Source organism: Thalassospira xianhensis MCCC 1A02616 (assembly GCF_003326475.1).
In the GTDB taxonomy this organism is placed as follows: domain Bacteria; phylum Pseudomonadota; class Alphaproteobacteria; order Rhodospirillales; family Thalassospiraceae; genus Thalassospira; species Thalassospira xianhensis.
Map to the genome: position 1 here is coordinate 18,585 of NZ_JPWA01000008.1, position 25,708 is coordinate 44,292.

Genomic DNA, 25,708 nt, shown 5'->3' on the forward strand with positions numbered 1-25,708 from the left:
CTCAAAGAGGGACAGACTGGTTTATCATCCTTGGCGAAATGAGGTGTCGGCGCCATCTTCGGGGCTATCATCTGAGCCAAGAAGCTCTCGCAATTCGTCATCTCGCATGGCTTGCAGCTGTATCTTCCGATCCTCAAAGCGTTTGAGAATTGGCTCCATTTCCTCGTCACGCTGGGCCCGGGCAACATCCATCGATGAAAGGTATTCTTCGTCACTCTTACGGATGGCGTCGTATTGTGCACGGGTTACGTCAGATGCCAGAATTTTATCCTTGGCAACATAGTATTTGTCGCGAGAGCCTTCCACAAAACTGGTGGTCATGTACTCGTCAGGTCTTCTCTGGACCTCTTCAATCACCTGAACATAATATCGAGCTTCAGTTTCTCTGATAATCTGGCAGAGCTCTCCAGCTCGACGGCTTTTATTTTCTATCGTGCCAGAGTGATATGAGCCGCGCGTTGCTGCCTTGACAATCACGAGACGCTCGTGGCCATAAGCACTTTCATCCTGCGCATACAGCGTATCCAAGCGGCCCTTCTGCTCCGCCAGGAACTTCTGCCCTTCTTTCGTAATGCCAAGGACCGACGTATTCATTGATTTCGGAATCACGGTTCCGTGGGCGTCATTATATCTGTCGAGATTTAATGATTTAAGAAACCCTCGGTTGGTCAATCCTTCAATCACCGAATGCGAGACAGTGATCGCGCGGTCATGAACAGAGAGCTCTCTGTTCTTCCTTCTGGCTTCGTAGTTTGCAAACCCGATGGATTTTGGTTCCAATGCCACCGAATTTGAATTGCTCATCCCATAGTGGTAGCGCCGAACGAGCAGGTCGTTCCGGCTAAGAAATGCCAGAACCTTTAAAGCTACATCAGAAACGTTCGTCATCTGTTATTTTCCAATTGCCGCCACACACACCTTAATAGTTGTCGGGCACCATGCAAGCGACAAGTGAGGAGACCCACTGTCATGCGACATCGGCGGCGGTTGGCAACTCGTCGTTGGTCATCGCAGACATGTGTTCATAGGTGCTGTAGTCGCCACCTTCCGTGATATCCACAGGCGCATCCGCCAAAACCGGAGACACCCGGTCGTCGGCAGCACCAGATTTGCTTTTCCAATAGTCCCGGATTGCGAGCATCGCATCCATCTCTGGCAACGATACGTGACGGGTGGAACTGGAAACCTTCACGGGGAACCGCTTTACGGAGAACTTTTCTTCAATGTCACCAGGAGAGCTCAGCAGTATTTCTCCCATTTCGGAGAAGCGCTCGTCCGCTTTTGCAATCCGGACTTCCTTCGCACCAATACGGAGCTCGACCTTGTCAGCTTCGCGCGGCCGTGCAAGGGTTTGGTCTGTTTGCTCCATAACCGTGCCAAACACTTCTTCATCGGTCATTTGCCGGTAAATCTCGATAAAATGCTCCAAGCCGTTTGCTTTGTGTCCCATCACGAAAGCAAATGCCTCACTTGAAGGTGACTTTGCAAACCTGAACCTGATTTTGGCATACCCACGGGTAAATCGCCCATTGGTCTCACCAGTATCACAATCAAACCCAAGTTTTGACATGGCCACTTTAACCGCCTCTTCAGATGGGAAGAGGTCCGGGCATGCAGTCGCGATCAATTTTGGTTCAAGTATGCCGCCAACACGTCTTGCGGCATCCCATACCGCCGTGGGGCCAAACAGCAGGTCATCAATGTGGACAAGCTCATCGACAATGAGATCCTCAGGAATGACCGAAGACAGGGCAAACCAGACTGGTGTCCGCCCTTCGCGATAAACCGGACGCAGTCGTCCCACGAACTGATTGAGCTCTTCTTCCCGATATTGCTTTTGAATCATGCGCCCCCAACGGCCGGGCACCATCGGCACGGGAATGGAAGCAATGTAGCCTGAACGGAGACGCAGCCGCTGGTCACCCATCGGAAGCCGCAGAGGTTGTTCTGGGTTGGCGGGGTCCATTCCCGTGCCGAGCCGGTCAAAAGGCGCTTCCGGTGCGACGTCGTCATAAGTGAGTGCCGCCACCAAACCATCAATCGAACGCACTGGCACTTCCATCCGGCCGACAGAAAACGCTGCACTGTGGAATTTGAACATATCTAGCCCGCGCATTGCCCCAAAATGGCACCAGTCAACGTTATCTGGTGCCACCCAACCATTGTTAATCACTTCCCGCAAAACAATACTGGTGCCAGCCACAACGCGCCCGTCACCATAAAGAGACGATACGGTGGTCAGTGCCTGACGGACATTTGATAGATTCTTCGCGGCAGAGAACCGTTCAAATTCCGAAGATGAAGGAGACGCAATCAAAGAAGAGTTGGAGAACGTCTGATTGACAATCCCGACCACCTTTACGTTCAGTGACTTCCCAATGTCATCAACAACCCGATGGACTACGATATCCTCTTCTGGCAAGCACCAGATTTTGGCAATAATGGGTGGTGCCGCAGAGGCATCAAGCAGAAGCATTGGGACCCCAAGCCAGTTAGGCTTCGAACGCCACGATATTCGGATAACTTCGGTCGTTCCGCCATTGACAGACTGATCGGTCAGAAGCTGAATTCGAACATCAATAGCCCCACAGGCCTTGTTCGGAAGGGTTTTCAGGTGCGCCAGCCGACTTTCCTTTCTGAGGCGCTCATCCATGTCGAATTCGCCAGTGAAAGTCTCAAGCTCACGTTCAAGTTTTTGGATGCCGGTTCTCTTGAGGTTGTCAAACTGTAAAGCCTCAAGCCGTTCTTCGATAATCTTCCAAAACCGCCATTCCTCGCGCACATCTTTACCCGTTGGTTGTGCACACAGTTCTTTGACTTCGTCCAATGTCATGGCCGGAGACAGGTTTGCATCTTTTTGGATGGCGGAACTACAAACACGGATTGCGCTTTTTACAAGCGACGGCCCCGGGAAACTGTTCCCGGTCATCCCGCGAAAGTTCAGAAGAGCTTCTGCGGGGCAGTCCCCGGCTCGAATGGCGTCCAGAGCAATTCCAGCAGCTTGGTCACGCTCCGCCATAAGATCTTCTGGCATCACCCCGGACGCTTTCTCTTTCTTCGTGAGTCTAGGAAGTTTCCGGGGGATGGACAGACTCATGGCGCTAAACGTCGCGGTGTGCAGGAACAGATGATGAATGCGTTCGTCAGCAACAACCGCACGCACATGTTCAAGCTCTTCCGGAATGGTCAGCGAAAGGAAACTGTGCGGCAAGAAAACAACATGCACATTATTGATTTCCTGCCGCTGTCGAATAGCTGGGCAACTTCCATAATGGTCGCAATACATGTCAGCAATTGTGCCGTCTTCTTCTTTCACCGATGACTTGCAAAAACCGGCTGTTCCGATTCCTGCGGACATTGCCATTTCAACCTTTTCCTCCATCGCGCAACCCGCTTTGATTTTGCCGGAATAGGTCATTGTTTTCAGGCCGCAATTTATTGCGTCCCGGCGCAGTTCCGCGATTTTGCCGTCGAGTTCGTCCTCTGCGATTAACTGAAGGTCGACTGCCTTCTTCCGCAGCTCATCATCTGAGAGGTTGGGGTCCAATCCCAGTACCTGGGCTCGGTGACGCAACTCATCGATGTTGTGGTAAGTGGGCAGCAGGAAAACGACGGGCGCACGGCCCTCCCGCTCATCACCGGTGTTTCTATCGATCCACTTGAACGTCTCGTAAGTTCTTGGGTCGGCTGCAATAAAGCGGATGCCAAGACTGGTCTTCCCCGCACCCGTGGGCGCAATCAGAATATGGATGCGAGGCTTCCTCTTATCCCCATATGCGATAAAATCGTTCTTTGTTTCATGTCCATAGACATCACAAAAGAAGGACGTGAAAGATTCCTCAAGCCTCTTGCGAATGCCAACCGTAATTTCGGTACGGTCCTGGGGGAGGTTTAAATCGTCGAAGGTTTCAGGTGTTTCAATGCCACCCTTGAGAAGTTTACGTACACCTGGCTTGTTCGGCTTCAGGAAGTCGAACTCTGGATCTTGCGCAGGCGCTTCATCCGCGTTTGTCGAGTGGCTTTCTACTTCGGCCGGGACAATTTCGGTCGGTAAAGATTTTTTGCCCACAGGCGCCGTTTCATTTCGAGCTGAATTGACTTGTCGTGGCTTCGGCATCTGGAATGAGCGATTGTCACTCGCACGGTTATTGCTAGTATCTTCTGCGCGAAGAGCAATCCTGCCACTCAGTACCTTTTCGACCAGTCGAATCACCTTGTCTCGCGCTTCGTGCCGCAAGTTCGACAGTCTCCAGCGCCCACTGAGTTCGGCAGTTCTCTCAAATTGCTCGACAACGGCAATCGCGGCCGATTGCTTGAAGTCATCCAGCTCTGCGTCACCTGTATCCTTGGCCTTCTGAAGGGCAGGTAAATTGCCGGTAATCATGCGATAGACCAGATGGGACAGATAGGCCTCACGTCCATCAGAAACCAAGCCCTCGCTATTCTCCACCCATGCCGAGCCGCCTGCTGCCAATGCCAGATTGGGGACGTGCATTTTTGTGGTTTCATCCCACTGCCAAGTCGCCCCTTCTGCATTAAACGATGCCCCGCGGTGGAAGCGCCACTTGGCATCGATGGCTTCCAGGAAGGTCTGGACGGTGGCCTCACTGACGGCGGGAAGGTCTTGTGGCCCCAGAACCAATGGGGATTGGTCAAGCCATTTGAAATAAGAGCCAGTGACGTGGTGACGACCATGAAATGTGATCAGTTTGCCTGCGCTTAGAATTTCCAGGCCCTGGTCACTCTTGTTCGCGTTACCGTCATCGGAAATGTCTGCAAAGTGACGGGAGATGCTCGGGATTCTTTCTGAGGCATCTTTCTGGCGGTAAATCAGAGCAATCTTAGGCGAACGTCCTTCACGGCGCAGCGGGGTATACCCAAGAATTTCGTCGGCAATCGCTGTTATTTCCCGCGACATTGCTTCATCTGTAACGTCAATGTCGATAGCAAAGGTGTTGCCGCTGGCGGGCCCGAAAACGCACGCTACGTTGAGGGTGGCGCAATGCGAACACCAAAGCGCCAAAGAAGCGCTATCTGGCAGCTTGTTCGCCAGGTCGTGCTTTTCTGCCCACTTGATGGTTTCTCCGTTAACTTTACCGGGGCGACGGCCAACACCGTACTGTGGGAAGACCGACCATCCGTTGGCAACCATTAGCGGCGCAGTTGCTCCAAATATGCTTTCGGATGGTGCGTATAGGAACTCCATCTCGGAAGCATCTTGTTGCTGTGCGCTTGGGCTGTCGTCAGGGGTGATGCTGTCTGCCACGAGGGACTCCAAGTTTCTCTTTTCTTGATTGCCGGGGATATTATCACACTCAAGTTTTGCTTCAAGGAAAGAATAAATAGATTTTTTCCATAGAATTAAAAAGAAAAAGGCACCTACTGGCGCCTGATTCCTTTAATCGATATATCGGTGTCATCCCATGCGTTGGGAAGGTGCTTCGAGGGCCGCAAGGTTATCAAACTGCGTGTCGTCATGATAGCTGACAATCTTCCAGGAACCATCCCTTTGCAAGCAAGCAGTTCCGTAGGCTTCTTCTGTCTTTCCGCCAATCGATACGGTCTGATGATATTCCCGGCACTGATTGTTTTCCCGGTCGACCCCTTCCCTTACCGGTGTAATCGAACCCTGTGCTCCTGTGTCGGGGTTCTTCCAGGTGACAGTGTGATGCAGTGGCGCGGAGTGTGCCTTCGTCTCGGCGCGGGCCATAACTGCCCGGTCCGCATTATCAAGGCTCGCCCCAATCGAGTTCCCCAAGAAAGCACCGCCAAGCGTGCCGAGAGCAACCCCGACGAGCTGACCGTTCCCTTTTCCGAATTGCGCACCAATTATTGCGCCACCAATTGCGCCTAATCCTGTGCCGATATACTCCTTCTGCCTGCTGAGATCCATGTTCGAGCAAGCAGCCAGTGAAACCATCCCTCCGATCCCTGCGATGCGAAGAACGCCTCGCATTTTGTCCAGGAGTGGCGTGCTTTGCTTACGCATTCCAGTCGACTCACAGTGGTTATGTCTGCCAAGAAGGATTGCGGCTCTTTCAAAAAGTGTTGTCATATTCGAGTTCCTCTCTCTTTTCGACAACCCTGGGAAGGGCTTCGATTCTCGATTTTCAGTTATGCATCAATGGAAGTTCGGCTAACGCGATAGATTGATCGCCCTCTATTCGCGCCCAAATCACGCTTTGATAAGGCGTGAGAGCATTGGTCATCCCAAAGGAAACCGTTCCGCAGTCGATGGCTCGAACTTTACCAATCCCCACAGATGCATTGATTTTCCCGGTTTTATGGTCAAGCACCAATTTTGTCGCCGCATCCAGACTGCGATCGCTATAAGCCGCCAAGACCCCACATTGAGGGTCGACCGCAAATTCGATTGTTGCATCCATTCTAGACACCTTATTTACTTGTGACAGCACATCATAATTTACTTGTGACAGCACATCATATTTTGCTTAATTCATGCAAGAAACAAGCAATTTATCTTATATGTTGACAAGGACATTTTGAGCAGTTCATATTGTCGCTTGTCCATATGTGTGACAAATTCGGATGTTAGGTTTTCCGACGGTGTCTATGCTATTCAGAACGCCACTTTTCAATCTTTCCGCGCCAAAAGTGAGTGGCGCTGGCTTTGGCGCGCCCCCCCTTCAGGCGGCTGCAACGCCGGTACCGGCGGAGGACGACGACCCTGATTTCTCGCCGCCCGGATTTAGCGCAATTGATATCGACAGCTTTCGACCGGCGAGAGTGGATACCAGTGTTTGGGGTGAAGTGTTTCCCGGCGATGCTCGGGAAGTTCGCCGGAGAGCTGGCAGGCTGTTTTTGAGCGGTCTATCGCCGGATGAAGCGGTGCTGACAGCACAAACTTCCATTGTTGATGAGGCATGGCGCAATAGTACTCTTGCCTCAGAGTACCTTGACTTCATTTCCTGCTTTCCACGCACCAAGAATAGTGTGTCGCGAACGGCAGTCTTGGCCGCCAGTAGCATTTTCGAGACCGCAGTCAGGTGTGGCGATATTCTAAAGCTCCCAGACGACAAGTTTTCTCGAGAGGCGTTTATCCGCAGAGGCTGGCACGCGAAACCCGGACACTGTTTGGTTTGTGGAACCGCATGCAGTAACGGTGACCCCGTATTTCAGGGCGATGGCATCCACAAAAGCTGCCAACACCTAATGGCAAGCATTGGCCCGCATTATGGAAAATTGGTTCGGGCACACTTGCAGTCCCGATACGTGCCTATTCCATTTTCGGCATGCGATAAAGAACAGGGCCACCCGGTTGATCCGGATGACCCGTCGACTTGGGAATATTAGGGAACGGCTTCAGGATGAAGCTGTGGCTTTCCCGCCAATCATGACATCAGTAGGTACCAATTGCACGCTGGTGACGCCGTTATAGGTGTTCGGGCTAACGTGTCCCATCATGTCAGCAAAGTTCCCCTCTGCATTGCAAATCGCTTCCCCAAGGGGCGTTCCTACCGCATAAAACAGGATGAATTTTACGCGCGCGCTGCCATCGGGTAGAACAAGGAAACCAGAGATGTGCGCTTCCTTGAGTATCCTGACGTTCTGAATGATACCGTCGACAATGGCAATTCGGGGCTTTTCGTTGCCCATGCCGAATGGGGCCATATATTCAAACCCCTCGACCACATCCAAGGACAGGTCTCGGATGCTCCACGCAACGTCGACGGTCGCGGGCGGTCGCTCGCATCCCTCTGCGGCCTCATTCATGTGACGCACAAATGCGTCCAACATGCCTGGCTGGAGAGTGAGACCACCAGCAGCTGCGTGCCCTCCACCTTTTAGCAGCAACCCCTTCTCTACGGCCGACATAAAAGCCTGGCCAATATTGAAACCGCCGACCGCCCTGCCCGACCCTTTGCCCCCGGCGCCAATAACCACGGCACTTCGGTCAAACTGGTCAAGAATTCTTGAAGCCACCAAACCGACGACGCCAGGATGCCATTCTTCATTGTGGACGACGATGACATCGGAAAGTTCTGTCTTACTCAGTGAGTCAATACATGCATCCGTCATCGCAGTTTGCATGTCTTTCCTCTCGTTATTCAGAGCGACCAGTCGTTCTGCAATGGACTTGGCTTCATCAATGTCGTCGGTTGAAAGCAGTTGTGACCCTTGGCGTGTGTCGGAGATACGTCCTCCAGCATTTATGCAAGGGCCAAAGACAAACCCACATGTTTTTGCGGAGAACTCTGTCTCCTGTCGAGCGTCGGATAAAGCCTGAATTCCGGGGATTGAGCTCATTCGGGTAAGGCCCAAAGTGACAAATGCTCTGTTGAGCCCAACGAGTGGAACAAGGTCTGCAACCGTCCCTAGTGCTGTTAACCCCATAAGGTTTTGAAGCACCGGTTCGCTTACCCCACGCTCATCGAAGAAGTTTTCTGCACGCAAGTACCGGTTTACTGAAACAAGAAACATCATTGCCAAACCGGCAGTGCAGAGATAGCTCAGAGTGCCATCATCTTCAGATCGCTTGGGGTTAACAATGACGGCAGGAGGCAGAATCCCATCAGATGGTGGCTCGTGATGGTCCAAAACAATAACATCCATACCGAGTTCGACTGCGCGCTCGATGGGCCCGAAAGCGGTGGTTCCACTGTCGACAATCATCAGTAAGCGTGCGCCCTGCTCATACAGGCTTTCAACTGCCGGAATGTTGGGGCCATAACCTTCAGTTAGTCGCTGTGGAATATGGAAGATCGCATCCGTCGTGCCAATGAGCCGCAGGTATCGAAGCAACGTGGCCGTCGAAGTAGCCCCGTCAACATCATAGTCTCCAAGGATAGCAATCCTTCGCCCAGAAGATACCGCTTCGCAAAACAGTTTGGTCGCCTGGTCCATTCCTGTCATGGAACTGGGGTTTGGCATCAGATTACGTAGTGATGGTTCAAAATAGGCTGACATATCTGTAAATCCCCGGCGGGCCACAATATCCACAACCGACGGATGAACCAACGCACCGCTCGGAAGGCTATATGCATTGACGGGCACGTTTGCAGGAGATCGAACCTGCCACTTTCGACCGCGCGCGGAAACAGAGGCGCAAAAAACCGACATTCGGAGAACTTTCGCTTAGCATGAAGGACATACCGATGCTAAACGATAACCGATATTTGTCAACATTCTACTTTTCCTTTGAACTCTTTCTCATCCAGAGCCAAAAGTGAGTGCCCGCGCTTGAAAGTGTGATATACGGATATTCACAAATCGCGACCAACTGGATTAAGTATTGATGCCGACACAGGTTACGCTGAAAGACGCTTTGGCAAGGATTGCAGAATTAATTAACTCTGACATTCCCGAACCTGTTTCGCGCGCAGCAAGTGACCTCAAGAATTATTTAACTGGCGTTCTTTCCAAAGTTAGAGATGAGCGCGCAGAAATGGTATCCACTCGACAACACATGGTCTCAGCTTGTGAGCGGGAGCAAATTGATGAAGGCTACCGTTATGAGATGCGGCGAACATTGGATGAGACCCAGGAGGAGTATGGAAGAGCCCTTATTGCTTTTGCCGACCGGGAAAAATCCGTTCTGTCCAAAATCCAAAGGTTAAATGAAGACCCGTTATCCATGTTCTTGCCCTTGGGGACCATCGTGCAGTTTACCGATGTCGGTTGCTTCAATGCAAGTTTGACCGGGCGGGACGTCGGCAAAAGTTATCCTGCACCAGGTACGGTAGGCGTTGTTACTCGCCTCAACCATAACAGTGAGCGTTCAATCGGCATCAGTATCGGCAGGCCTTTTGACGACGGGGCCATCAGTCATTATGAGGTCAAAGCCAGCAGCTTTCCCACATATATGGCTGATCCAGAGCAGTTAAAGGTTATCGGAAACGGTCGTCTCCCCGGCAACCGGCAATGTGCCGAGTATGGGTTCGTACCAACTCATATGGTCGGTGAAAATCTGGAGATGATTATCGAGGCTGATGGCTTGCTCTGGCGCATCCATGACTTTGGCGCAGCTCAGGGGGTTGCTGCGTTATCGACCATCACCAATATGTCTGAAATGCCCGACACGACGATCTCAATCACGGATGAGGCCGATAACGTTCCCCTGGAGACAGTGCTTAATCCTGTAGAAGTGAATGGAGTTGAGGTCGATTTCCTTCATGGTCATTGCGAATACCTCGCGCTCGCCATTAATGAGCTGAGCGGACATCCTATTTCAGCATATATAGACGAGGCCGCAGCACATGATGACAACGTTGATGGGCCGGTTCTAATACATGCCTTCGTGTTACACAACGGCGTCGCATATGATGCGCGAGGACAGATTGAACCTGATCGGTTACTGGATTGCTTTGACTACTGGGATGCGGAGTTGTTTGAAATGTCCCCGCTCAAACTATGTCGCTTTCTCAAGGTTGACCTCAACGAAATAAAACGTACGCAAATTTATGCACACGCGTTGCAACTTGCTTCTTCTATTTTAAAGCTCCCAAAACCAACGGTTTCTCCCCCTTCATTTTGCTCGTAACCATGTGTTGACAAGTAACTTGCAAAAAGTACTTATAAGAACTATTCTCCTTCAAAAGGAGAGTGCTGCTCATGTTGCAAATGGAAGCTTTACCAATTCGCAAATATTGCGACGACCCATATGTAGAATATAGTGGTCGATGGGTCGATAATTGGTTTTCCAATTTGAAGGCAATTGGTGCGCCGGTTCGTTTCCGTGGGTTTGAAACGAACACGTTGGAATTTGCCTATGTAGCGGCGAAGAACCCGGAAATGTCGCATGCTATCCAGGGCGGCAGGGTTCTGACCTTTGCAGAGGCCGTTTTTCAAGCTGAGACAGCCGCAGAAGCAAAGAAAATGGGGCTTGGTGTCCAGAGTGGAAGGTGGAAGTTTACCTGTCTTGCCGCCATGGATTCTTTTCAACGCCAGCGCTGGGCTCCGGTGCCGGGAAATGAAGTTTGGGTGCAGAAGTTGCTTGATGAAGCTCAGGCAGGCCCAATCATTGAGTGGAATAACTGGTCCGATCTCAGATGGGGAGTATGCGTAGAAAGAAGTCGTGGGCGAAACGCTTTAGGTCTACTTCTTTCTTCTATCGCTCAAGAGATTGTCGAAACTGGTGAGTTGCAGCAGTATCCTGACGAAGACACATGGCCGCAACGCCAAGCAGAATTGATTGAGAAGCTTTCATCAATGTTCCCGGAAAGCTTAAGTGCAAAAGATTTGGCAAAAACATCCCAAGCTTCGCTTTTTTAAGCGCGGTATGAACTTCTTTGGAGGAAGTCAGCATGGTGCCTTATACGAAAGATTCTCTCGTAGTCGCTCTGGAAAAGGCTGTATGCAATGGCGAACGTCTGAGCTCGCGGATGCAGGGCGGCTCACGCCGTTCAGAACAGCTTACATTGAGTGAGCAAGTCATATTTGCAGCAAGCCTTATGATTGGGCAGCCGGACAGCCAGGAGCGAACCATTATTCTGTCTGCTTCGCAGGATTACAGCGAGCGAGGGCAATTTTCTTTCGACGCCGTCGACCCTGAACCATCTTCGATGGCAATGAGTTTCTGAGACCTTCGTTCCTTGCCAACGCATTTGCTATGGTGCGGTTGCACTGCTTTTTAGAAGTGGGAGCAACCGCACCATATTTGCATGCGCTCGGACTAAAAGATGATTTGAATTATCAAATTTGTAGTTCGAACCATGCTGATTGTGATAGCATTTTTTAATCTACAAATTTGTAGACTTAAACTGGCGAGTGAAAACGATGGATCTGAACGTTCGGGCAAACTTATCGACCGCAGAGAGTTTCCGTATAGCTACTCATCTGCACACAGTTCTGCTTGAAGAAACGTTCCGGGTCACCCGATGGAAAAACAAAGACGCCGTGTTCCATGGCGGCACTTCGCTCAAGTTGGCATATGACAGCCACCGCTTGTCAGAAGACCTCGACTTTATGATTTCTCCCACAGCCCACAGCAGCCTTCTTTCTGCGGCGAAGCCCGTTGCGGACAAAACCAGGCTGATTATGAAAGCGCACTATCCTGACTGTCAGATCGATTTCAAGGTCAGGCAAAGCCAGCCTGGCCAGTCATCGGTTGACGTATGGGATGTGCGGTGGACGCATCCGAACCGTCGAGGCAAGGTTCTTGTAAAGATGGAGTTCTTCAGGGTCGACCAGGACCTTCTGTCAGAATATAGCGCCCGGATGATGGCAACACTCTCTGGGGGAGAGGCGCTACGAATTACAACGCCAGTTCCGGTAGCCGAAATCGCCGCCCTTTGGTCCGATAAAGTGAAGGCAATCGCTACCAGGCCAGCCTTCAAGTACAGGGATGCTTTCGATCTGGCATTCATAGCGAATAGGTTATCTGTCAGCGGTACATATCCAGATGACGCCAAGTTGACGGGCAACTTGTTGCGAGCATCCAGTATTTACGGGAAGACACCCAACGACATAGTGAAAGGACTCCAGCAATACTTGGAGGCAGGTCACTTTGAAGATGTGAGTGCTTTCCGTGAAAACATGCGGCATTGGCTTGATGCCGATGTCTATCATTCATACGATGAAGCAGGGCTCTTCGAAAGCATGCTGTATTCTGCCCGGTCAGAAGTCGAAAAGGGATGCAGGTTGCTTGAAGAACATCTCGAGAATTCGATTGCTGCTGGCTTGAAGATGTGAGTTCGCTGATGAATCAGTACAAATCGGCCGTTGATCGACTTCGCTCACTTCCGGATGTTTTTGATGTTCGCGATGTTGAATGCCTTCTCAACGTGACAACCAAAGATGCTAATCAATACTGTTGGCGGTGGAGAAATGCTGGGTTAATCGAAGGGCTCGGTGAACGAAAAGTCGGCGTTCATTTCAATTTGGTAACAAATCCCCAAGGCCCCCTCCTCCTGAGAAAGGAGGCGATCCATAAGTACTTTCGCCTGCCTGGGCTTGTGATTGGAGGAAGTGCGCTTCACCATCATGGGTGGACGACTCAAAGACCTCATAACCTTGAGCTCGCCATCCCTGGCACCCGAGGTCAAACAACGGTTCCACAGTTGAACGGATATGTCATCGAGCGACGTTATCTCCGTTGGTATGCGACGATTGCCGCCAAGGCCGACGAAGGGCTTGATGGGTTCACATGCGTGCAGCCTGAGTTCGCATTGGCTGATGCTGTCTTGATGCAATACAGGAACAGAAAGGTGGCAATGTGGCTACCAGACGCTGATGACATTGATATCCCGGGAGATCAGGAATACGACAGCGTCATTGGTGCTCTTGTGACTTTGAGGGCAACCGCAGAAGAGGTCGAGCGTTTCACGGATGAATACGCTCGACCCAACTGGACTCACCAAATGTCGTTCTGAGAAACTATGCGGCCGGAGTCTTTGTCATCGCAGCCTGGCGAAGTTCTCCCGCGAGGGTTTTGGAAGCAGAACGGAGCTCCATCATGTCATGCGCGCGCTGCCGCAAAGTGTGACAGTGTGCCTGGGCGCCAGATCTCTGGTCAGAACTCAGGTTCTTGTCATCCCGGTCCCTTTTCGCTTCGCGAATGGTCCTGGAGAGTTCAGCATATTCCTGGCGCCAAGCGGTCCGCCAGGCCAGATAGTCTTCGCGGCTTCTGTAAGTGAGAGCAGAGGCAATCCAGTCGGCTCTTCCAGCATCTGTGTAAGAGAAAGAGCGACGGGACGCGGTCATTGAGTTGTTTTCTGTGGTCATGTTTCTACACTCCAGTTTATGCACATGAAAAAGCACGCGTCGCATCATCGATCCGCGCGCGTTGTACTGGCCCAATCGCCAATGCCGTCAAAACCGGTTGTCCGTCGAACACCGTTCCGGAGATGACATGGCCGTGGTCCGTAAAGAGATGAGTTGGAAGGTCGCGCTCCTGAGCCAGCTCGAACAGCTTCTTCAGTTGTAGCTCAGACTTTGCTTTGAGTACGACAATAGAGCCAAAAGCACTTGAGTCTGCTTCTGACGGAATCGTTCCAGGGGATTTGTTCAGGAAAGACAGGAAGGAAAGGCGACATGCATGAGCACACTGCGCGGCAAGTTTCCCGCGGCTCATTTTTAGGTCGGCACGTTCGATGATGAACGTAAAGTAATCGGTGAAGGACGCTTCACTTGATAGCGTCGTAGGTGTTGCAGCATCATGCTGTGCGGGCTTAAACCGTGTCTCTTTAATGCATCGATAGTTTTCCTTGAAAGTTCAACGACAATAGGAATATAAGGACTACACACACATTGCGCAAGCACATTTCTTGCGCACAACAAGGAAAGAGATTTCCATATGAGCTATCGTCGCTTGTGCGGCTTTGTTGTCGTGGCAATTGCCCTTGTCTGTTTTTCAATGATCTCGTTGCATGCAGAAGCAGAAGTTGCGGATGGTGACGTTTCAGAATCTGTTACGATTCAGGTGGTGCCTCGAGAAAAGCGGCTAGAGCCAAAGAAGAATGCTCCACCGCATCCAGAGGTCGTAAAAGTCAAACCCAAGCCTGACTCCTCCCTGGATACCGTTGAAAGCTTGGTGCAGGCATTCACAGGCAGTGATGCTCGCCGCGAGCGCAGCTGTATTATCCTTATTACGGAAAGGAAAGACGGCGGCTTTCGAACCGGATTGCCGTTTGTCGTTCCGACGTCAACATATCAAGACTGTATAGATGTTGGAACGGGGCTAACCGCCGGGCTTGATGAACTCACAAACATCGTATGGATGTCGGACGAGGGCCCGAGAGCAGCATCGTGTCTTTCTCGCTCCTCCAAAGAGCCTTTCGAATACTTGTGTGTACACCGGGCGGTCAAGAGCGGAGTGGACCAATAAAGTCCAAGAGCGCTCCGATCGTTTAATGATGGGCAAAGGTAGACACATGAAACAATTTCTGACCGACATCGACATCGGATTTGGCGATAAACCAATCATCCTTGATGAAACGGGGTGGGCAGTTCCTGCCAACTGGGTTCCGGCAAAGAACGATGCCCCTTCCCTGTTCTTCCGGTGATATTGGAGGACGGTTCACATGCCAGATGATTTCACTTATGTCCGCGAATACTATGATGTGCCAGCATGCCTCGGGCGTCGCGTTGAAGTCTACGGGAAACCCGGTGTAATCGCTGCCGATCGAGGACACCATATTGGTGTCAACTTCGATAGCGACAAGCCTGGGGTTATCGCCAGCTGCCATCCGACTTCAGAGGTCAAGTATCTTGGAATGGGGTCCGTGAGGAAGCTGAGCAGGTCGCAGCAACGATATCTGAGGTATTTAGATGTTGGCGACTGCTTTGACGACTTTCATCATTTCCTGAAGTACTGCAAAGATTGAGTGCTCTCGCACCCACCAAGCACCTGAAACCCGTGTTTTCCTTAGTCGCTTTCCTTCCGGCGGAATAGCCTATGAGAATTCATCACCCTAACGACGGAAGCGCCAAATCATGGTTGAAGATTTTGAGAATATTGACACCAACTTTGACGGGGACAACGATGTCGTTTATGGAAGGCTCGCGCTGGACGGATCATTGCAAGGGACTGTTTTTCACACGCTAGCGGCACATGATTGGAACCTCAATGAAGGAAAAGACCTGCTTGAGCTTGCAGAACAGCTAAAAGAGGCGTCGGACGAACAAATAGCAATCGGGGCACCGCAGCTCTATCAGCTATTTACAGTGACGCAAAAGAAAATGCAGCACAGGGTGCTACTTCATCCCCTTTACCAATTCTCTTTTGAGGCGGAAGGGGACATACCTGCTTTTTGCCAGAAAATTATCGATTGGGCTTCCAATGAATCGCAGGCTGCTTTTGAAGCAATAATGAAGAGGCCTCTCGATGGTGACCGTGTAAAGCGACTGCGTGACGCAATCGCGGTGCTCACCGAGGCAACCGAATTCTTCAGGCCCTTTAAGAATGAGAAGCTGTGCGAAGAGAGCGCGCTTCATGATTTGGCAAAAGTCGGTGCCAGTCACGCCCTCGACCTGTCTGAGCGCCTGAGAGCTGGCACTGGGGAGCTGTTCAATCTTGAAATCAACAAGTATCTCAAGCCAGCAGCCACCTTCATGAATGATGCCGTTGCAGCGGTCGAACAAGAGCTCCGCAGTCAATCGGAGATTCTTACGTATGACTTCCTAAAGCGTGCGGAGGAGATGACCCGCTGCTACCTCGACGGTACAACGCGCCGTGTCAATACCCCGGGGGCGCACCTGGATGTCGACGAACTCAGAAGTCGTGCCATCCAGGTGCTGACCGATTACCATCGACATTTTCACGCTGTTGGCTTTGTTGCGACGCTGAAGAAAGTTGGCATTCTAAAGAAATACGAAGCTGGTCGCCTAAGAAGGAAGTGTGAACCCACGTCTCCTCAGTGGGGACATCATGAGGCGACCGAGGAAGTTCGGGCCAATTACAGAGCTTCCCATCGTTTGGCGAAATTTGACCCGAATGACCCAGATGTTGCCACTGAAATTGAACAAATGCACGACTTCTTCAGGAAGCACAGTGTCCTCATGAGAACACATGGGCACAAGTATCTGCTGTCTTGGTATAGACTGAGTAGCTATCTCGACTCCGTTCGGGACCGTCATGGAATTGAAAGTGCTTGCACGTACGCCTCGTGTGACATGATCGATACGGACACAATTGCAGTTGTGCCGCATGGAGGGGATGAATTCATTCTTTTGAGGCAGGTGTCTGAACATCGCGTTGATGCGGCAGTTTTACCAACATCAATGCTCTCACAGGTTAAAGTTGGAAAGATTGATATTGAGGCGCTGGACTATGGTTCTTTTTATAGCTTTGGCGAAGTTCTGACTTTCCTAAGTTCTGGTGGTGGCAAAACCAAACTGAATGAAGCTCTTGGTGGTAAACCACTTGTCATCGATGAAGGTGCATGCACGATTCCACTGCCCGGTACTTACAAGCCCTCTCAAGATGCTCAAGAACCGGCTCCCTCTCTTTGCCCGTAAACTAAGCGCAACTAGCCGCAGGAGACAGCTCAATGCAGCAGAAGTTTGCAATTGTGCCAGCGCCGTCTGGGCTTCCTTCAGATAGCTGGCTTGAAAGGACGATCAGTCAAGGTGCGGCCGAGCACATTGCGCATGAGCGGCTTGATTCATACCCTGTTGGGTGTCGGGTGAGCCACGAACAGCTCGTTCATATGGCGGAAGCCTCATACGGGTTCCGTAAACGCGGTCGCAACGTAGTGCCTTGGGCTAAACGTGGTCAGACATACAAAGACAGGGTCATCTCGGAAATGGTAGTTATTGCCCAGGCTATGGGCTTGGAAGTCGAGACGTCTTCCAATTGCGAAACAGATTGCGATTAAGCATACCTCAACAAGGGCTACTTGGCAGCAAGCAGGGTTTCGCCTGGAGTGACGGATTACGGATTGCGGGGCACTGGAACATTCCCAAGTCGATATTCCATGAGAGGGAAGTAGATTTCGTCGATGTCAGTGAGAATGGAATCAGTATACATCAACTGGGGAAGGCCCGAAGCGGTATCAATAGTCATTCCATACGAATGATCGTCCCCAAGGGAATGGTACACACTATATAGATGCCAGAGCCCCCTTTCGGTCCGGATATTATAGGCGTCGTGGTGCCAACGCTTTCCCTGCGGCAAGTTTTCAAAAATCTTGGCGTACGCTTCGCTATCGTTCCAGCCACAGTACAGCAGCTCACTGAGAAGATTACGACTATTTCTATATCCAGGATTGAGAGGCGTTGGCTCTAAGAGGTCGCTCGCCAATTTGCTCAAGGTGGTTCTAACGCTCTTGAGTTCGTCAGGGTTCCACCCCCCGTTCGCGTAAAAATTCAGTTCGATGACAGGCTTTAACTCATCTAGGATTTTTAATGCTTCCTGTCTGATGTCGCCGTTCATGACTGTCACCCTGATTTCTGAAATATGGCGACCCCTGCTGGATTCGAACCAGCAACCTACGGATTAGAAGTCCGTTGCTCTATCCAGTTGAGCTAAGGGGCCGTTGGAGGCACGACCGGGAATCGAACCCGGGTAAGAAGATTTGCAGTCCACTACATAACCACTCTGACATCGCGCCATATTCATTGAGCCTTGGCTCGGTATTGGTGCCGGAAGAGGGACTTGAACCCCCGACCTTCTGATTACAAATCAGTTGCTCTACCAGCTGAGCTATTCCGGCATATTCTCGGCACGTTCGCAATCAAACGTAGTCTTTAAAACGTCCAGCATGCTTGCTTTGCCTTCAATTGTGCAGCCAATAGACAAAACAGCAGCCATCACTTCTTCTCGGGTGTCATCCCTATCCTGTTTCAGCCTTTTCGCCCATCCCGCACACTCGCGTCCAGCCCGCGAAGACCGCTGGATATAAATGGCTTCCGCCATAGTCTCAATCTGAGCGGTCGAAAAGTTCATTCACACCTATCTTCCCAATGGTGCCGGTGGAGGGATTTGAACCCCCGACCATCCGCTTACGAAGCGGGTGCTCTACCATCTGAGCTACACCGGCATCAGTTGAAGCATGTGTTTTGCAGGAGCGGAGGGGATCGAACCCACGACCTTCGGTTTTGGAGACCGGCGCTCTACCAGCTGAGCTACACTCCTGCAAAACACACACTTTAGACATAAAAAAACGAAGCTCCAGGGTTTGGGCTTCGCTGAGAACTCGGGAACTAAGACCTTACTGTCAGGTTTTGTTCACGCGCACCAACGCAGCCTTGCTTCTCCAGCAAGTCGTCCTTGTGCCACATGTTCTGTTCCTGACAAGCATCACGCCGTATTCCTAAATTTCTCTTTTCGATAAGCCGATAATAGGGGGACTTTTCCTTCATTGTCAATCACAAAAGAAAAGAAAAATCCCCCTATCGAGTTTTCCTACTTCGCAGGCATCCGAATTCCTTTGCCCGACAGTTCGATCTCAATGGCAGAAATTGCCCGACGAACCTGATGCAAACATCCCTGCATAGTTTCGCCCGGGTTTTCCAGGTTGTCTATTTCTTTGAGCTTATCTGCAACGTCCAGGGCGGCACGAACAATGCGAATATCGGCATGACTGGAGAGCACTGTTTCCGCGCGCTTATCACCATGGATGACATCGCTATTATCCTTGGCAATTGCTGGCTCGGCTATCGGGGCCGTACTGGAAGCCTTCGCAGGTACATCTGTCGTCTGTTGTTCGCCATTTGCGGAGGCAGATACTGGTTCCACAGAAATTGGCTCTGCGGGAGGGGTGGCAATCTCCGGTGCCTTTGCTTCAGCATCCGACCCGGTTTGTTCTTCAGCTTTTCTTGCATCTCTGTTCTTGGACAGACTTAGAACCGGTCGGGCTTCTCGGCGCGGTGTCATCTTGCCAAGGCGGACAACTTCAACGCTCCGCGCTCGGCCACTTTTTGGATTGGCGACTTCCAGCCGTTCCCGGCGCAGGCCTTTAACCGCCTCACCTTCAATGCCTTCCTTTGGCGATGCAACGATGGATGGTCCCTGACGTTCTTCCTGGGAAGGCTTTTTGTTGTTATCCGATGTCTCTGTTGCCTGCGCAGGGGCTGTGTCATCTTTTGTTTCAGCTTGAGCTGGTTCGGTACTGTTCGCCTTGTTTGCTGCTGTCCAGAACGCCACATTACGTTCTTTCTGCGCCTGCAAAAGAGCCCGCTCGCGTTCCTGTTCCTGCTCCTGCTTTTTCTGAAGGCGATTTTTCTTCGCAATCAGCTTTCTGTCAGTCTCAGTCAGTTCCGCCTCTTCGGGACTGATTTCATCAGCCGACTTGTTCGTCGCAGTCTTTGGAGCGCCTGAAGCCTTTTTGGTGCGCTTTTTCGTCGATTGAGTTTCGCTTGCGCCCTCGCCTGATGGTTCCGAAATGTTCAGTGACATTTGTGCCGCGGTTTTCGGCGCGTCTGTGCCAGTCGAGGCTGTTTCATCAGGATTGCGTAACTGCTCTAGGACTTCAGCCGCAGACAGAATACGCTTCGTTTTGGCTGCTTCTTGCTTAACCTGAGGGGCGCTTCGGCGGCTCGATGTTGCTTTTTTCTTTGTTGTCGGAGATGTCAGAGAAGCCTTACGTGAGCGCTCACTTATAGGAGCCTTGGCTTCTTGAGGTTCCGTGCTCTCAAGTTCTTGGGCTGGTTCGCTTTTGCCTGCATTGTCATCTTGGTCATGCAACTGCCGCAGAATATCGGTAGCGGACAGAATATGGCTCGTATCGGAAGGCGACTTGGCTGATTTAGACGCCTCTCGGCCACTCACAGTAGCTTTTTTCTTTGTCGTCGGAGATGTCGCAGAAGGCTGCCGTATCCGGTCACCCGGTGCGCTACTATGGTCAGCTTCCTTTACCGGTTCGGAAGTCGGAGATGGCTTGCTCTCTTCCGGTAACTCGGCGTCGGGCCATGAAAATTCCCAGGCTTTGACTTTCTTCGGCGCGCGGTGTGTGGAAACACTGCTTGGCATGTTGCTTGGCTCACACGTTGTTAGTGTTGGTCTCAGATCACATCAACGAGAAGGGATAGCCTTCTCGTTGATGTGATCTGACGTAATTGTGGAGGCATATTCCCAACTGAATGGGGCAATGCTCGGTTCGCCGGGTAATTTAGCTGCTCGATGCCGGGACGTCAATGCGTTCAGTCTGAACGCTGATAAGGAACACCTTCAACAAAACAACTTACTTTATACACCGAGAGGTGCCAAGGAACGCGTTGGTGGTATCTGTTCATCTTGTGTCAGTATGGCATGGCGCTCGAGAGCCAACTTGTATGCCTTTTGTCGAGCAGCATAACCGGACTCTGAAAATGACCCGGGCATTAGATACTGAAACCCAACATCGTTCCACGCTGCTAGGATCATCTCAGAGGCGATGCCTTTGCAACGATGCTTTTCATCAACCCACGTGTTTCCACCGGCAATTCCACCGACCACATCACCTGTTGATTTTTCACGGACATACATATGACTTAGGCCACCCCTTGCAACAGATGGGATGGAAAAGAAACGGTAATCGGATTTGAACTGCGTGAGCAACTCTTGGCCGCAATCGCCTTCGCTCCAATCGCGAATTTCGACGGCGGCATCTGCTATGAGTCGTCTTAGGCTATCAGTCAGATCTTCGTCACGAATGACTGAAGCACCTCGCGTAAACTCCTCGAAGGAAATGTCGCTTACTGGCTTCCAGCCTCGGATAAGTCCAGCAATTCTCTTCTCATTACGGAGCCCAGGGTGCCATTCATCCAATGTCTGAATTGTGAAAACCGGGGGGTATTCCGGACCAAGGACATCTGGCGCGAAATCCAGCGCATCCATTTCTCGCTGCCCTGATAGCGGGCAATAGACATCGAATGTTTGCGATGCCTCGTTGAAACCGCGAACCCATACCCAGTGCTCAGCTTCACTAGACAAAGGGAGCTGGACGTATGCCTCACCTTCTTCCCTCACAAACATAACCAGATCATTCAATGACCAGTTATCCTCACGGCCGTAAGAGAACCCCAAACTTCGCAATCCTTTCTCAATAAGAAATGGACCCGTTGCACTTGCATGAAATCCGCAAGCCTTGGAGACTAGAACTGCGTTTGGAAGGCCCCTATAGACCCCCAGCCTGTTCATTAAAATCCTAATACCCAATACTGGAAGAGGAATGTTCATATGCGCCCTCGTGAGGAAAATCAGATGAGACGAACTCTAATTTTGTTCAAGAGCAACATTAAAGGGGCAGATTGCAACCAACTATCGAGAAAATGTTGACAGGTCGTTACTTGTCAAGCGCCTGGCTCTCGTGTAAAGTTCATCTATTGCAACTCGAAAGGCACCGTCATGAACGGCATCTTTGTCAACATTTGCCTTAACGGCCGAGATGAACGCGAGGAAGATATGTCCTCGCGGTGATAGCCCATGGGTCACCGCAGCTTTTGTGGTGACTGATGACAAGTCGGATTGTTCAAGTGTCGCCACATGTGGCGACTTTTTTTATGCCTGAAAGGATTGGCCAATGCCAGACGACGAAGAAACAAAAGAAGAATACGTAACTCAGCAAAATAATTACCCAGCATTCACTTAGTAGTGAGTGAATGATTACTCACGTGTTTTACTTTGTCTTTACTTAAGGAGTTGCACTTTTTATTTGGATATTTTCATTTTTACTATTGACTTATTCTTTTGTTCCGCCTTATAACAAAGTCAGAAAACGACGCCCCGTTCGACTAGAGGCTTAGGTCACCACCTTCTCACGGTGGAGACAGCGGTTCGAATCCGCTACGGGGCTCCATACATCAGCTTAGTGAGGCCATCGTCTAGCGGTCCAGGACCTCGGACTTTCACTCCGAGAACACGAGTTCAAATCTCGTTGGCCTCACTAAGCTGATGCGAAAATTGGTGGTGTAGCTCAGTTGGTTAGAGCATCGGCTTGTCACGTCGAAGGTCGCGGGTTCGAGTCCCGTCATCACCGCCATTCCCTGGGCTTATGTGCGATGACTTACTCACTTTTCATTGACGACGAGAGATTTCCCGTTGATGACAAGGCCATTATTGTCAGGTCTGTTGAAGCCGCTATTGCCTATGTGCGAGAAAATGGCGCACCGCGACATGTAAGCTTTGACAATGATTTGGGGCCCGGGAAGCGTGAGGGGTGGGAGTTCGCACGCTGGCTGGTCGAATACGACCTTGACCTAAGGCGCCTGCCCGAAGATTTCACGTTCTCCGTGCATTCGCAAAATTGCGTCAGGGGGCCTTACATTGAAGGGACTCTCAATCGCTACCTCTGCGACCGTCAATCAGATTTCACTGATTAACCACTTGCGTCAAGATATAGCCCTTCGTATAGTTACTCGTTTCCGAAATGTTCGAAAATCGGATCACTGATGGTTCTTAATCCATTGAAAAGGATCAAGAATCAATCTTTGGGTGCCAAGAACACAAAGGATTATTTATCAATAACCCCTTATTCACACCACATATAACTGTTTGATTTCAATGGTGTAATAAGGTATCGTCCGCCATCTTAGGGATGCGCTGTCTTTTGGTGCAGTTGGTAGAAAGGGAACAGACATGGCAAAAGCTCCGGCGCAAAGTGGAAAAAAGAATACGCCTCGCACGCAGAACGTAAAGAAAACCAGTGAAGCTGTCCTTGATGCTGCTGGCGAAGAAGAAGCTTACGTTCGAACGATGTATTCTCTTCCACCGCGCTTTCAAGTACGGTCAGATCTCGTTGCAGAGTTGGTTAATCTGATTGATACGACCACCGGGAAAGAAGTCAAAGTTGCCATCGGCGCATTTGGAGAGGTTAAGCGCGTTCTGGGAGTACTTTTTGGTGGCCACCCAGAAGAAAGCTCTACCTTCGTGCCTGATGGCAAAGGCGGCACCGTCATTCCGGACCAGGACGAGGAAGTAGCCTCGGCACCGGCTGCGAAAGCAGTCGCCCCGAAAAAGCAGGCAGCGTCAGCTAAACAGCCAAGCCCGCCGAAGAAGAGTGCAAGTTCCGCCAATAAGGCAACTCCTCCGAAGAAAGCGGCCTCTAAAAATGCCGCAGTGTTGCCCGAGGGCTGGCAAGCCAAACATGACTTCCAGGGTGTTTCCTTCGAGTTCGCCGTGTCATCGGACGGTGCCAATGGCTATGACGTCTTCTGTAATGGTCAGAAAGTAGCCTTCCTGAAGTTTGATCCTTCCGATGGAAAGTTCTGGCTCAACCATATTGACACTCGAGTTGAATCTACATCACACCGTAATGTGCTTGGGGCCTATTCAAGGGTAGCTGTAGCCTATTCGGTTTAGGCTGTTTTTGGGGGGCGACAGAACGACACATCAAACCGATCAGGCGACGTTGTTCTACGATGCCGTAGGTGCTCTTCGATGACTCCGAGGAGGCGACTTTTATCGTCCAGATTCAAGTCGCATTTATGTTTTTTAAGCAACTGACTGATGTCTTCTTCGGTTTCGGGCAGAACGGAAACCATCGCAAGCAACACCCGTTCCGGAATTGTGGCACCGGAGAACTTATTTTCAACTATCTCCTCTCGTGCAGCACTTAGTGCACGATAGAGTTGGTGCACATCGCTGGGCAGCTCATGTGAGAGTGAATGCCTAGTGCTTTTTGCGTGCGTGCTTCGTGTTTTAGTTTTTTTCTCGGCCGGAGGGTGAACGAGCTTAATGGCTTCTTTTCCCCTGAGAATACTGTTGCCGCGCGGTGTCAAAAGAAGCCGGGTGTCACGCGTCGGCGGTGATGCTAAGGCACCCGCGGCAATGAGCTGACGGATGATATGCATCCAGTATTCTTTGGTGTTGTTCTTGCCAACTCCGAACGTTGGAAGTCTATGGTGACCATTCCGTTCAACAATTGGCGTCCGCTCCCCGGTCAGTATAAGGGTGGCATAGTGAGCCGAAATGGTCTCCTGAGTACGATAGACGGCTGATAGAACCTTCTGAGCCTGGACCGATCCGTCAAAGGTTTCAGCCGGTTGCAAGCAGCGATCACATTTCCCGCAATTGCCTGGGTGCGCCTCACCGAAATGCCGTAGAAGAACTTCACGACGGCATCGCGGACTCTCTATCATTCCGATGAGGGTTTGTAACCGATGGTGTGCCAGATGCCTGTTTGTTTCGGTACTTGTGCTCTCGTTGATTAGATATCGTCGCTGAGATATATCGGCGGCGCCGTAATTCATCCAAGCGGTCGCTGGCTTTCCATCTCGCCCTGCCCGGCCGATCTCCTGGTAGTAGGCTTCAAGGCTTTGAGGCAAATCCGTGTGAGCTACAAACCTCACGTCTCTTTTGTTGACACCCATCCCAAACGCAACCGTAGCCACCATAATGACTGCATCCATTTGAGCAAAGTATCGCTGATTAGTTTGCTTTTCTTCCGCTGTCATGCCTGCGTGATACGAAACAGCATCGAACCCTTTTAGCCGGAGAAATGCACACGTATCGTCGACCTTGCGCCGACTATTGCAGTAGACAATGCCACTCTGCCCTCTTCGCATCTCTAGAAAACTAACGAGTTGCTTCTTCGGGGTTGTCTTCTGCTCGATTACAATTGTCAAATTGGGCCGGTCAAAGCTGGTTTGGAATACTGCCGCCTCTTCCAGCTTGAGACGCCTCTGGATTTCTTTGAGTGTTGTGGGGTCAGCTGTTGCCGTGAGTGCAATCATCGGAATATTCGGGAACTCAGCACGGGTTTCACCGATGCGGAGATACTCCGGCCGAAAGTCGTGTCCCCACTGGCTAATGCAGTGCGCTTCATCAATTGCGATAAGAGCAATCTTTGACTGCTCAATCAACTTCTGGAATCTTGTGAGTGCAAATCTCTCAGGGGCAACATATAGCAGGTCAAGCTGCTTACCTCTCACGCGTTTTTCAATGATAAGCGCTTCATCGGGAGGAACGGACGAGTTCAATTGCGCAGCTCTAATTCCAAGTTTCGCCAGTTCCGCAACCTGATCCTGCATGAGGGATATCAAGGGGGAAACCACTATCGCGATACCATCACGGATGAGCCCGGGTATCTGATAGCAGAGTGACTTTCCGCCGCCGGTCGGCATCAGCACAACCGCATCATTTCCCCGGATGACATGTTCAATAGCCGCCTTCTGGAGCCCTCTGAAGCTATCAAGCTTGAAGACAGACCTGAGAACTTGCTCGGGATTATTTTTCATGGATGTGACGAACCATAACTCTGGGATGAAGCCAAAGGAAAACTAGAGCGAGCGACGCAAACAGTCAAGAACAACCATAAAAATTGTTGATATTCTGCTTTAAGATTGAATGGTTTTGCTATAACTTTTCCTTCATGAACCGTCACTCCTG

At 50.9% G+C, this 25,708-nt stretch carries 24 protein-coding genes and 8 tRNA genes; 16 read left to right on the forward strand and 16 right to left on the reverse strand.

Going from position 1 to position 25,708, the window contains the following annotated elements:
• Nucleotides 1-24: 24 nt before the first annotated feature.
• The 4 genes from TH5_RS08435 to TH5_RS08450 form a co-directional block, all read right to left on the reverse strand.
• Nucleotides 25-888: a hypothetical protein gene (locus tag TH5_RS08435; protein ID WP_114121486.1), complete on the reverse strand. Its 864-nt coding sequence runs from the start codon at nt 886-888 to the stop codon at nt 25-27.
• A gap of 79 nt (nt 889-967) precedes the next feature.
• Nucleotides 968-5,266 carry a bifunctional DNA primase/polymerase gene (locus tag TH5_RS08440; protein WP_147250066.1) on the reverse strand — a complete coding sequence of 1,433 codons (4,299 nt, stop codon included), beginning with the start codon at nt 5,264-5,266 and terminating at the stop codon, nt 968-970.
• A gap of 150 nt (nt 5,267-5,416) precedes the next feature.
• A complete protein-coding gene (locus tag TH5_RS08445) occupies nt 5,417-6,055 on the reverse strand; it encodes an RT0821/Lpp0805 family surface protein (protein WP_244204860.1) in 639 nt (212 codons plus the stop codon).
• A 55-nt stretch (nt 6,056-6,110) separates the two neighbouring features.
• Nucleotides 6,111-6,386, reverse strand: coding sequence for a hypothetical protein (locus tag TH5_RS08450; protein WP_114121488.1), 276 nt, complete (start codon nt 6,384-6,386; stop codon nt 6,111-6,113).
• 187 nt (nt 6,387-6,573) lie between these two features.
• Here TH5_RS08450 and TH5_RS08455 point away from each other — a divergent pair, with 187 nt between their 5' ends.
• Nucleotides 6,574-7,314, forward strand: a complete 741-nt coding sequence (locus tag TH5_RS08455) for a hypothetical protein (RefSeq protein ID WP_114121489.1) — start codon at nt 6,574-6,576, stop codon at nt 7,312-7,314.
• Nucleotides 7,315-7,323: 9 nt separating this feature from the next.
• Here the strand turns inward: TH5_RS08455 and TH5_RS08460 are convergent, their stop codons facing one another.
• Nucleotides 7,324-8,928: a single-stranded-DNA-specific exonuclease RecJ gene (locus TH5_RS08460; RefSeq protein WP_167443500.1), complete on the reverse strand. Its 1,605-nt coding sequence runs from the start codon at nt 8,926-8,928 to the stop codon at nt 7,324-7,326.
• Between the two features lie 328 nt (nt 8,929-9,256).
• On the opposite strand from TH5_RS08460, the gene TH5_RS08465 reads away from it, so the two are divergent.
• The 5 genes from TH5_RS08465 to TH5_RS08485 all read left to right on the forward strand — a co-directional run bounded on the left by TH5_RS08465 (nt 9,257) and on the right by TH5_RS08485 (nt 13,331).
• Complete coding sequence (locus TH5_RS08465; RefSeq protein ID WP_114121491.1) at nt 9,257-10,501, forward strand: hypothetical protein; 1,245 nt, start codon at nt 9,257-9,259, stop codon at nt 10,499-10,501.
• Between the two features lie 71 nt (nt 10,502-10,572).
• Nucleotides 10,573-11,232 carry a hypothetical protein gene (locus TH5_RS08470; protein WP_114121492.1) on the forward strand — a complete coding sequence of 220 codons (660 nt, stop codon included), beginning with the start codon at nt 10,573-10,575 and terminating at the stop codon, nt 11,230-11,232.
• Nucleotides 11,233-11,264: 32 nt separating this feature from the next.
• Complete coding sequence (locus TH5_RS08475; protein WP_097052928.1) at nt 11,265-11,540, forward strand: hypothetical protein; 276 nt, start codon at nt 11,265-11,267, stop codon at nt 11,538-11,540.
• Nucleotides 11,541-11,736: 196 nt separating this feature from the next.
• The gene (locus tag TH5_RS08480) at nt 11,737-12,651 is read left to right on the forward strand and encodes a nucleotidyl transferase AbiEii/AbiGii toxin family protein (RefSeq protein WP_114121493.1); all 915 of its coding nucleotides are present in this window, start codon (nt 11,737-11,739) and stop codon (nt 12,649-12,651) included.
• 8 nt (nt 12,652-12,659) lie between these two features.
• Nucleotides 12,660-13,331, forward strand: coding sequence for a hypothetical protein (locus TH5_RS08485; RefSeq protein ID WP_114121494.1), 672 nt, complete (start codon nt 12,660-12,662; stop codon nt 13,329-13,331).
• 368 nt (nt 13,332-13,699) lie between these two features.
• Here the strand turns inward: TH5_RS08485 and TH5_RS08495 are convergent, their stop codons facing one another.
• Entirely contained in the window at nt 13,700-14,149 is a 450-nt protein-coding gene (locus tag TH5_RS08495) for a peptidyl-tRNA hydrolase (RefSeq protein ID WP_341866606.1), read from the reverse strand.
• Nucleotides 14,150-14,254: 105 nt separating this feature from the next.
• Between TH5_RS08495 and TH5_RS08500 the strand changes: the two genes are divergently transcribed.
• The 5 genes from TH5_RS08500 to TH5_RS25280 all read left to right on the forward strand — a co-directional run bounded on the left by TH5_RS08500 (nt 14,255) and on the right by TH5_RS25280 (nt 17,276).
• On the forward strand, nt 14,255-14,785 hold the full coding sequence (locus TH5_RS08500) for a hypothetical protein (protein WP_147250067.1): 531 nt from the start codon (nt 14,255-14,257) through the stop codon (nt 14,783-14,785).
• A gap of 46 nt (nt 14,786-14,831) precedes the next feature.
• Nucleotides 14,832-14,963, forward strand: a complete 132-nt coding sequence (locus TH5_RS26055) for a hypothetical protein (protein ID WP_279627754.1) — start codon at nt 14,832-14,834, stop codon at nt 14,961-14,963.
• 18 nt (nt 14,964-14,981) lie between these two features.
• On the forward strand, nt 14,982-15,284 hold the full coding sequence (locus TH5_RS08505; protein ID WP_114121497.1) for a hypothetical protein: 303 nt from the start codon (nt 14,982-14,984) through the stop codon (nt 15,282-15,284).
• A 109-nt stretch (nt 15,285-15,393) separates the two neighbouring features.
• On the forward strand, nt 15,394-16,917 hold the full coding sequence (locus TH5_RS08510) for a hypothetical protein (RefSeq protein WP_114121498.1): 1,524 nt from the start codon (nt 15,394-15,396) through the stop codon (nt 16,915-16,917).
• Between the two features lie 32 nt (nt 16,918-16,949).
• Nucleotides 16,950-17,276, forward strand: a complete 327-nt coding sequence (locus TH5_RS25280) for a hypothetical protein (RefSeq protein WP_147250068.1) — start codon at nt 16,950-16,952, stop codon at nt 17,274-17,276.
• 56 nt (nt 17,277-17,332) lie between these two features.
• On the opposite strand, the gene TH5_RS08515 is transcribed toward TH5_RS25280, so the two are convergent.
• The 9 genes from TH5_RS08515 to TH5_RS08555 form a co-directional block, all read right to left on the reverse strand.
• Nucleotides 17,333-17,833: a hypothetical protein gene (locus TH5_RS08515; RefSeq protein WP_114121499.1), complete on the reverse strand. Its 501-nt coding sequence runs from the start codon at nt 17,831-17,833 to the stop codon at nt 17,333-17,335.
• Between the two features lie 25 nt (nt 17,834-17,858).
• Nucleotides 17,859-17,935: transfer RNA gene (locus TH5_RS08520), tRNA-Arg, on the reverse strand.
• 2 nt (nt 17,936-17,937) lie between these two features.
• Nucleotides 17,938-18,011 (reverse strand) — tRNA-Cys (locus tag TH5_RS08525).
• A 26-nt stretch (nt 18,012-18,037) separates the two neighbouring features.
• Nucleotides 18,038-18,113 (reverse strand) — tRNA-Thr (locus TH5_RS08530).
• Nucleotides 18,104-18,346, reverse strand: coding sequence for a hypothetical protein (locus TH5_RS08535; RefSeq protein ID WP_114121500.1), 243 nt, complete (start codon nt 18,344-18,346; stop codon nt 18,104-18,106). The genes TH5_RS08530 and TH5_RS08535 overlap by 10 nt, the downstream gene beginning before the upstream one ends.
• 18 nt (nt 18,347-18,364) lie before the next feature.
• Nucleotides 18,365-18,440: transfer RNA gene (locus TH5_RS08540), tRNA-Thr, on the reverse strand.
• 22 nt (nt 18,441-18,462) lie between these two features.
• Nucleotides 18,463-18,535, reverse strand: a tRNA-Trp gene (locus tag TH5_RS08545).
• A 270-nt stretch (nt 18,536-18,805) separates the two neighbouring features.
• Nucleotides 18,806-20,371: a hypothetical protein gene (locus TH5_RS08550; protein WP_147250069.1), complete on the reverse strand. Its 1,566-nt coding sequence runs from the start codon at nt 20,369-20,371 to the stop codon at nt 18,806-18,808.
• Nucleotides 20,372-20,587: 216 nt separating this feature from the next.
• On the reverse strand, nt 20,588-21,559 hold the full coding sequence (locus tag TH5_RS08555) for a hypothetical protein (protein WP_114121502.1): 972 nt from the start codon (nt 21,557-21,559) through the stop codon (nt 20,588-20,590).
• Between the two features lie 543 nt (nt 21,560-22,102).
• Here TH5_RS08555 and TH5_RS08560 point away from each other — a divergent pair.
• The 5 genes from TH5_RS08560 (at nt 22,103) to TH5_RS08580 (ending at nt 23,680) form a co-directional block, all read left to right on the forward strand.
• A tRNA-Glu gene (locus tag TH5_RS08560) sits at nt 22,103-22,178 on the forward strand.
• Nucleotides 22,179-22,192: 14 nt separating this feature from the next.
• Nucleotides 22,193-22,265 (forward strand) — tRNA-Glu (locus TH5_RS08565).
• 19 nt (nt 22,266-22,284) lie between these two features.
• Nucleotides 22,285-22,361 (forward strand) — tRNA-Asp (locus TH5_RS08570).
• Between the two features lie 19 nt (nt 22,362-22,380).
• A complete protein-coding gene (locus tag TH5_RS08575) occupies nt 22,381-22,701 on the forward strand; it encodes a cyclic-phosphate processing receiver domain-containing protein (RefSeq protein WP_114121503.1) in 321 nt (106 codons plus the stop codon).
• 256 nt (nt 22,702-22,957) lie between these two features.
• Nucleotides 22,958-23,680, forward strand: coding sequence for a hypothetical protein (locus tag TH5_RS08580; RefSeq protein ID WP_114121504.1), 723 nt, complete (start codon nt 22,958-22,960; stop codon nt 23,678-23,680).
• Here TH5_RS08580 and recQ read toward each other — a convergent pair.
• Nucleotides 23,677-25,557, reverse strand: a complete 1,881-nt coding sequence (gene recQ, locus TH5_RS08585; RefSeq protein WP_114121505.1) for a DNA helicase RecQ — start codon at nt 25,555-25,557, stop codon at nt 23,677-23,679. The two genes, TH5_RS08580 and recQ, sit on opposite strands and share 4 nt — an antisense overlap.
• Nucleotides 25,558-25,708: the final 151 nt, after the last annotated feature.

Coding starts and splice junctions, on each gene's coding strand:
- TH5_RS08435 (WP_114121486.1), bottom strand. CDS start 888: ATGACGAACGTTTCTGATGTAGCTTTAAAGGTTCTGGCATTTCTTAGC.
- TH5_RS08445 (WP_244204860.1), bottom strand. CDS start 6,055: ATGACAACACTTTTTGAAAGAGCCGCAATCCTTCTTGGCAGACATAAC.
- TH5_RS08450 (WP_114121488.1), bottom strand. CDS start 6,386: ATGGATGCAACAATCGAATTTGCGGTCGACCCTCAATGTGGGGTCTTG.
- TH5_RS08455 (WP_114121489.1), top strand. CDS start 6,574: ATGCTATTCAGAACGCCACTTTTCAATCTTTCCGCGCCAAAAGTGAGT.
- TH5_RS08460 (WP_167443500.1), bottom strand. CDS start 8,928: ATGTCAGCCTATTTTGAACCATCACTACGTAATCTGATGCCAAACCCC.
- TH5_RS08465 (WP_114121491.1), top strand. CDS start 9,257: ATGCCGACACAGGTTACGCTGAAAGACGCTTTGGCAAGGATTGCAGAA.
- TH5_RS08470 (WP_114121492.1), top strand. CDS start 10,573: ATGTTGCAAATGGAAGCTTTACCAATTCGCAAATATTGCGACGACCCA.
- TH5_RS08475 (WP_097052928.1), top strand. CDS start 11,265: ATGGTGCCTTATACGAAAGATTCTCTCGTAGTCGCTCTGGAAAAGGCT.
- TH5_RS08480 (WP_114121493.1), top strand. CDS start 11,737: ATGGATCTGAACGTTCGGGCAAACTTATCGACCGCAGAGAGTTTCCGT.
- TH5_RS08485 (WP_114121494.1), top strand. CDS start 12,660: ATGAATCAGTACAAATCGGCCGTTGATCGACTTCGCTCACTTCCGGAT.
- TH5_RS08500 (WP_147250067.1), top strand. CDS start 14,255: ATGAGCTATCGTCGCTTGTGCGGCTTTGTTGTCGTGGCAATTGCCCTT.
- TH5_RS26055 (WP_279627754.1), top strand. CDS start 14,832: ATGAAACAATTTCTGACCGACATCGACATCGGATTTGGCGATAAACCA.
- TH5_RS08505 (WP_114121497.1), top strand. CDS start 14,982: ATGCCAGATGATTTCACTTATGTCCGCGAATACTATGATGTGCCAGCA.
- TH5_RS08510 (WP_114121498.1), top strand. CDS start 15,394: ATGGTTGAAGATTTTGAGAATATTGACACCAACTTTGACGGGGACAAC.
- TH5_RS25280 (WP_147250068.1), top strand. CDS start 16,950: ATGCAGCAGAAGTTTGCAATTGTGCCAGCGCCGTCTGGGCTTCCTTCA.
- TH5_RS08515 (WP_114121499.1), bottom strand. CDS start 17,833: ATGAACGGCGACATCAGACAGGAAGCATTAAAAATCCTAGATGAGTTA.
- TH5_RS08535 (WP_114121500.1), bottom strand. CDS start 18,346: ATGAACTTTTCGACCGCTCAGATTGAGACTATGGCGGAAGCCATTTAT.
- TH5_RS08550 (WP_147250069.1), bottom strand. CDS start 20,371: ATGCCAAGCAGTGTTTCCACACACCGCGCGCCGAAGAAAGTCAAAGCC.
- TH5_RS08555 (WP_114121502.1), bottom strand. CDS start 21,559: ATGAACATTCCTCTTCCAGTATTGGGTATTAGGATTTTAATGAACAGG.
- TH5_RS08575 (WP_114121503.1), top strand. CDS start 22,381: ATGACTTACTCACTTTTCATTGACGACGAGAGATTTCCCGTTGATGAC.
- TH5_RS08580 (WP_114121504.1), top strand. CDS start 22,958: ATGGCAAAAGCTCCGGCGCAAAGTGGAAAAAAGAATACGCCTCGCACG.
- recQ (WP_114121505.1), bottom strand. CDS start 25,557: ATGAAAAATAATCCCGAGCAAGTTCTCAGGTCTGTCTTCAAGCTTGAT.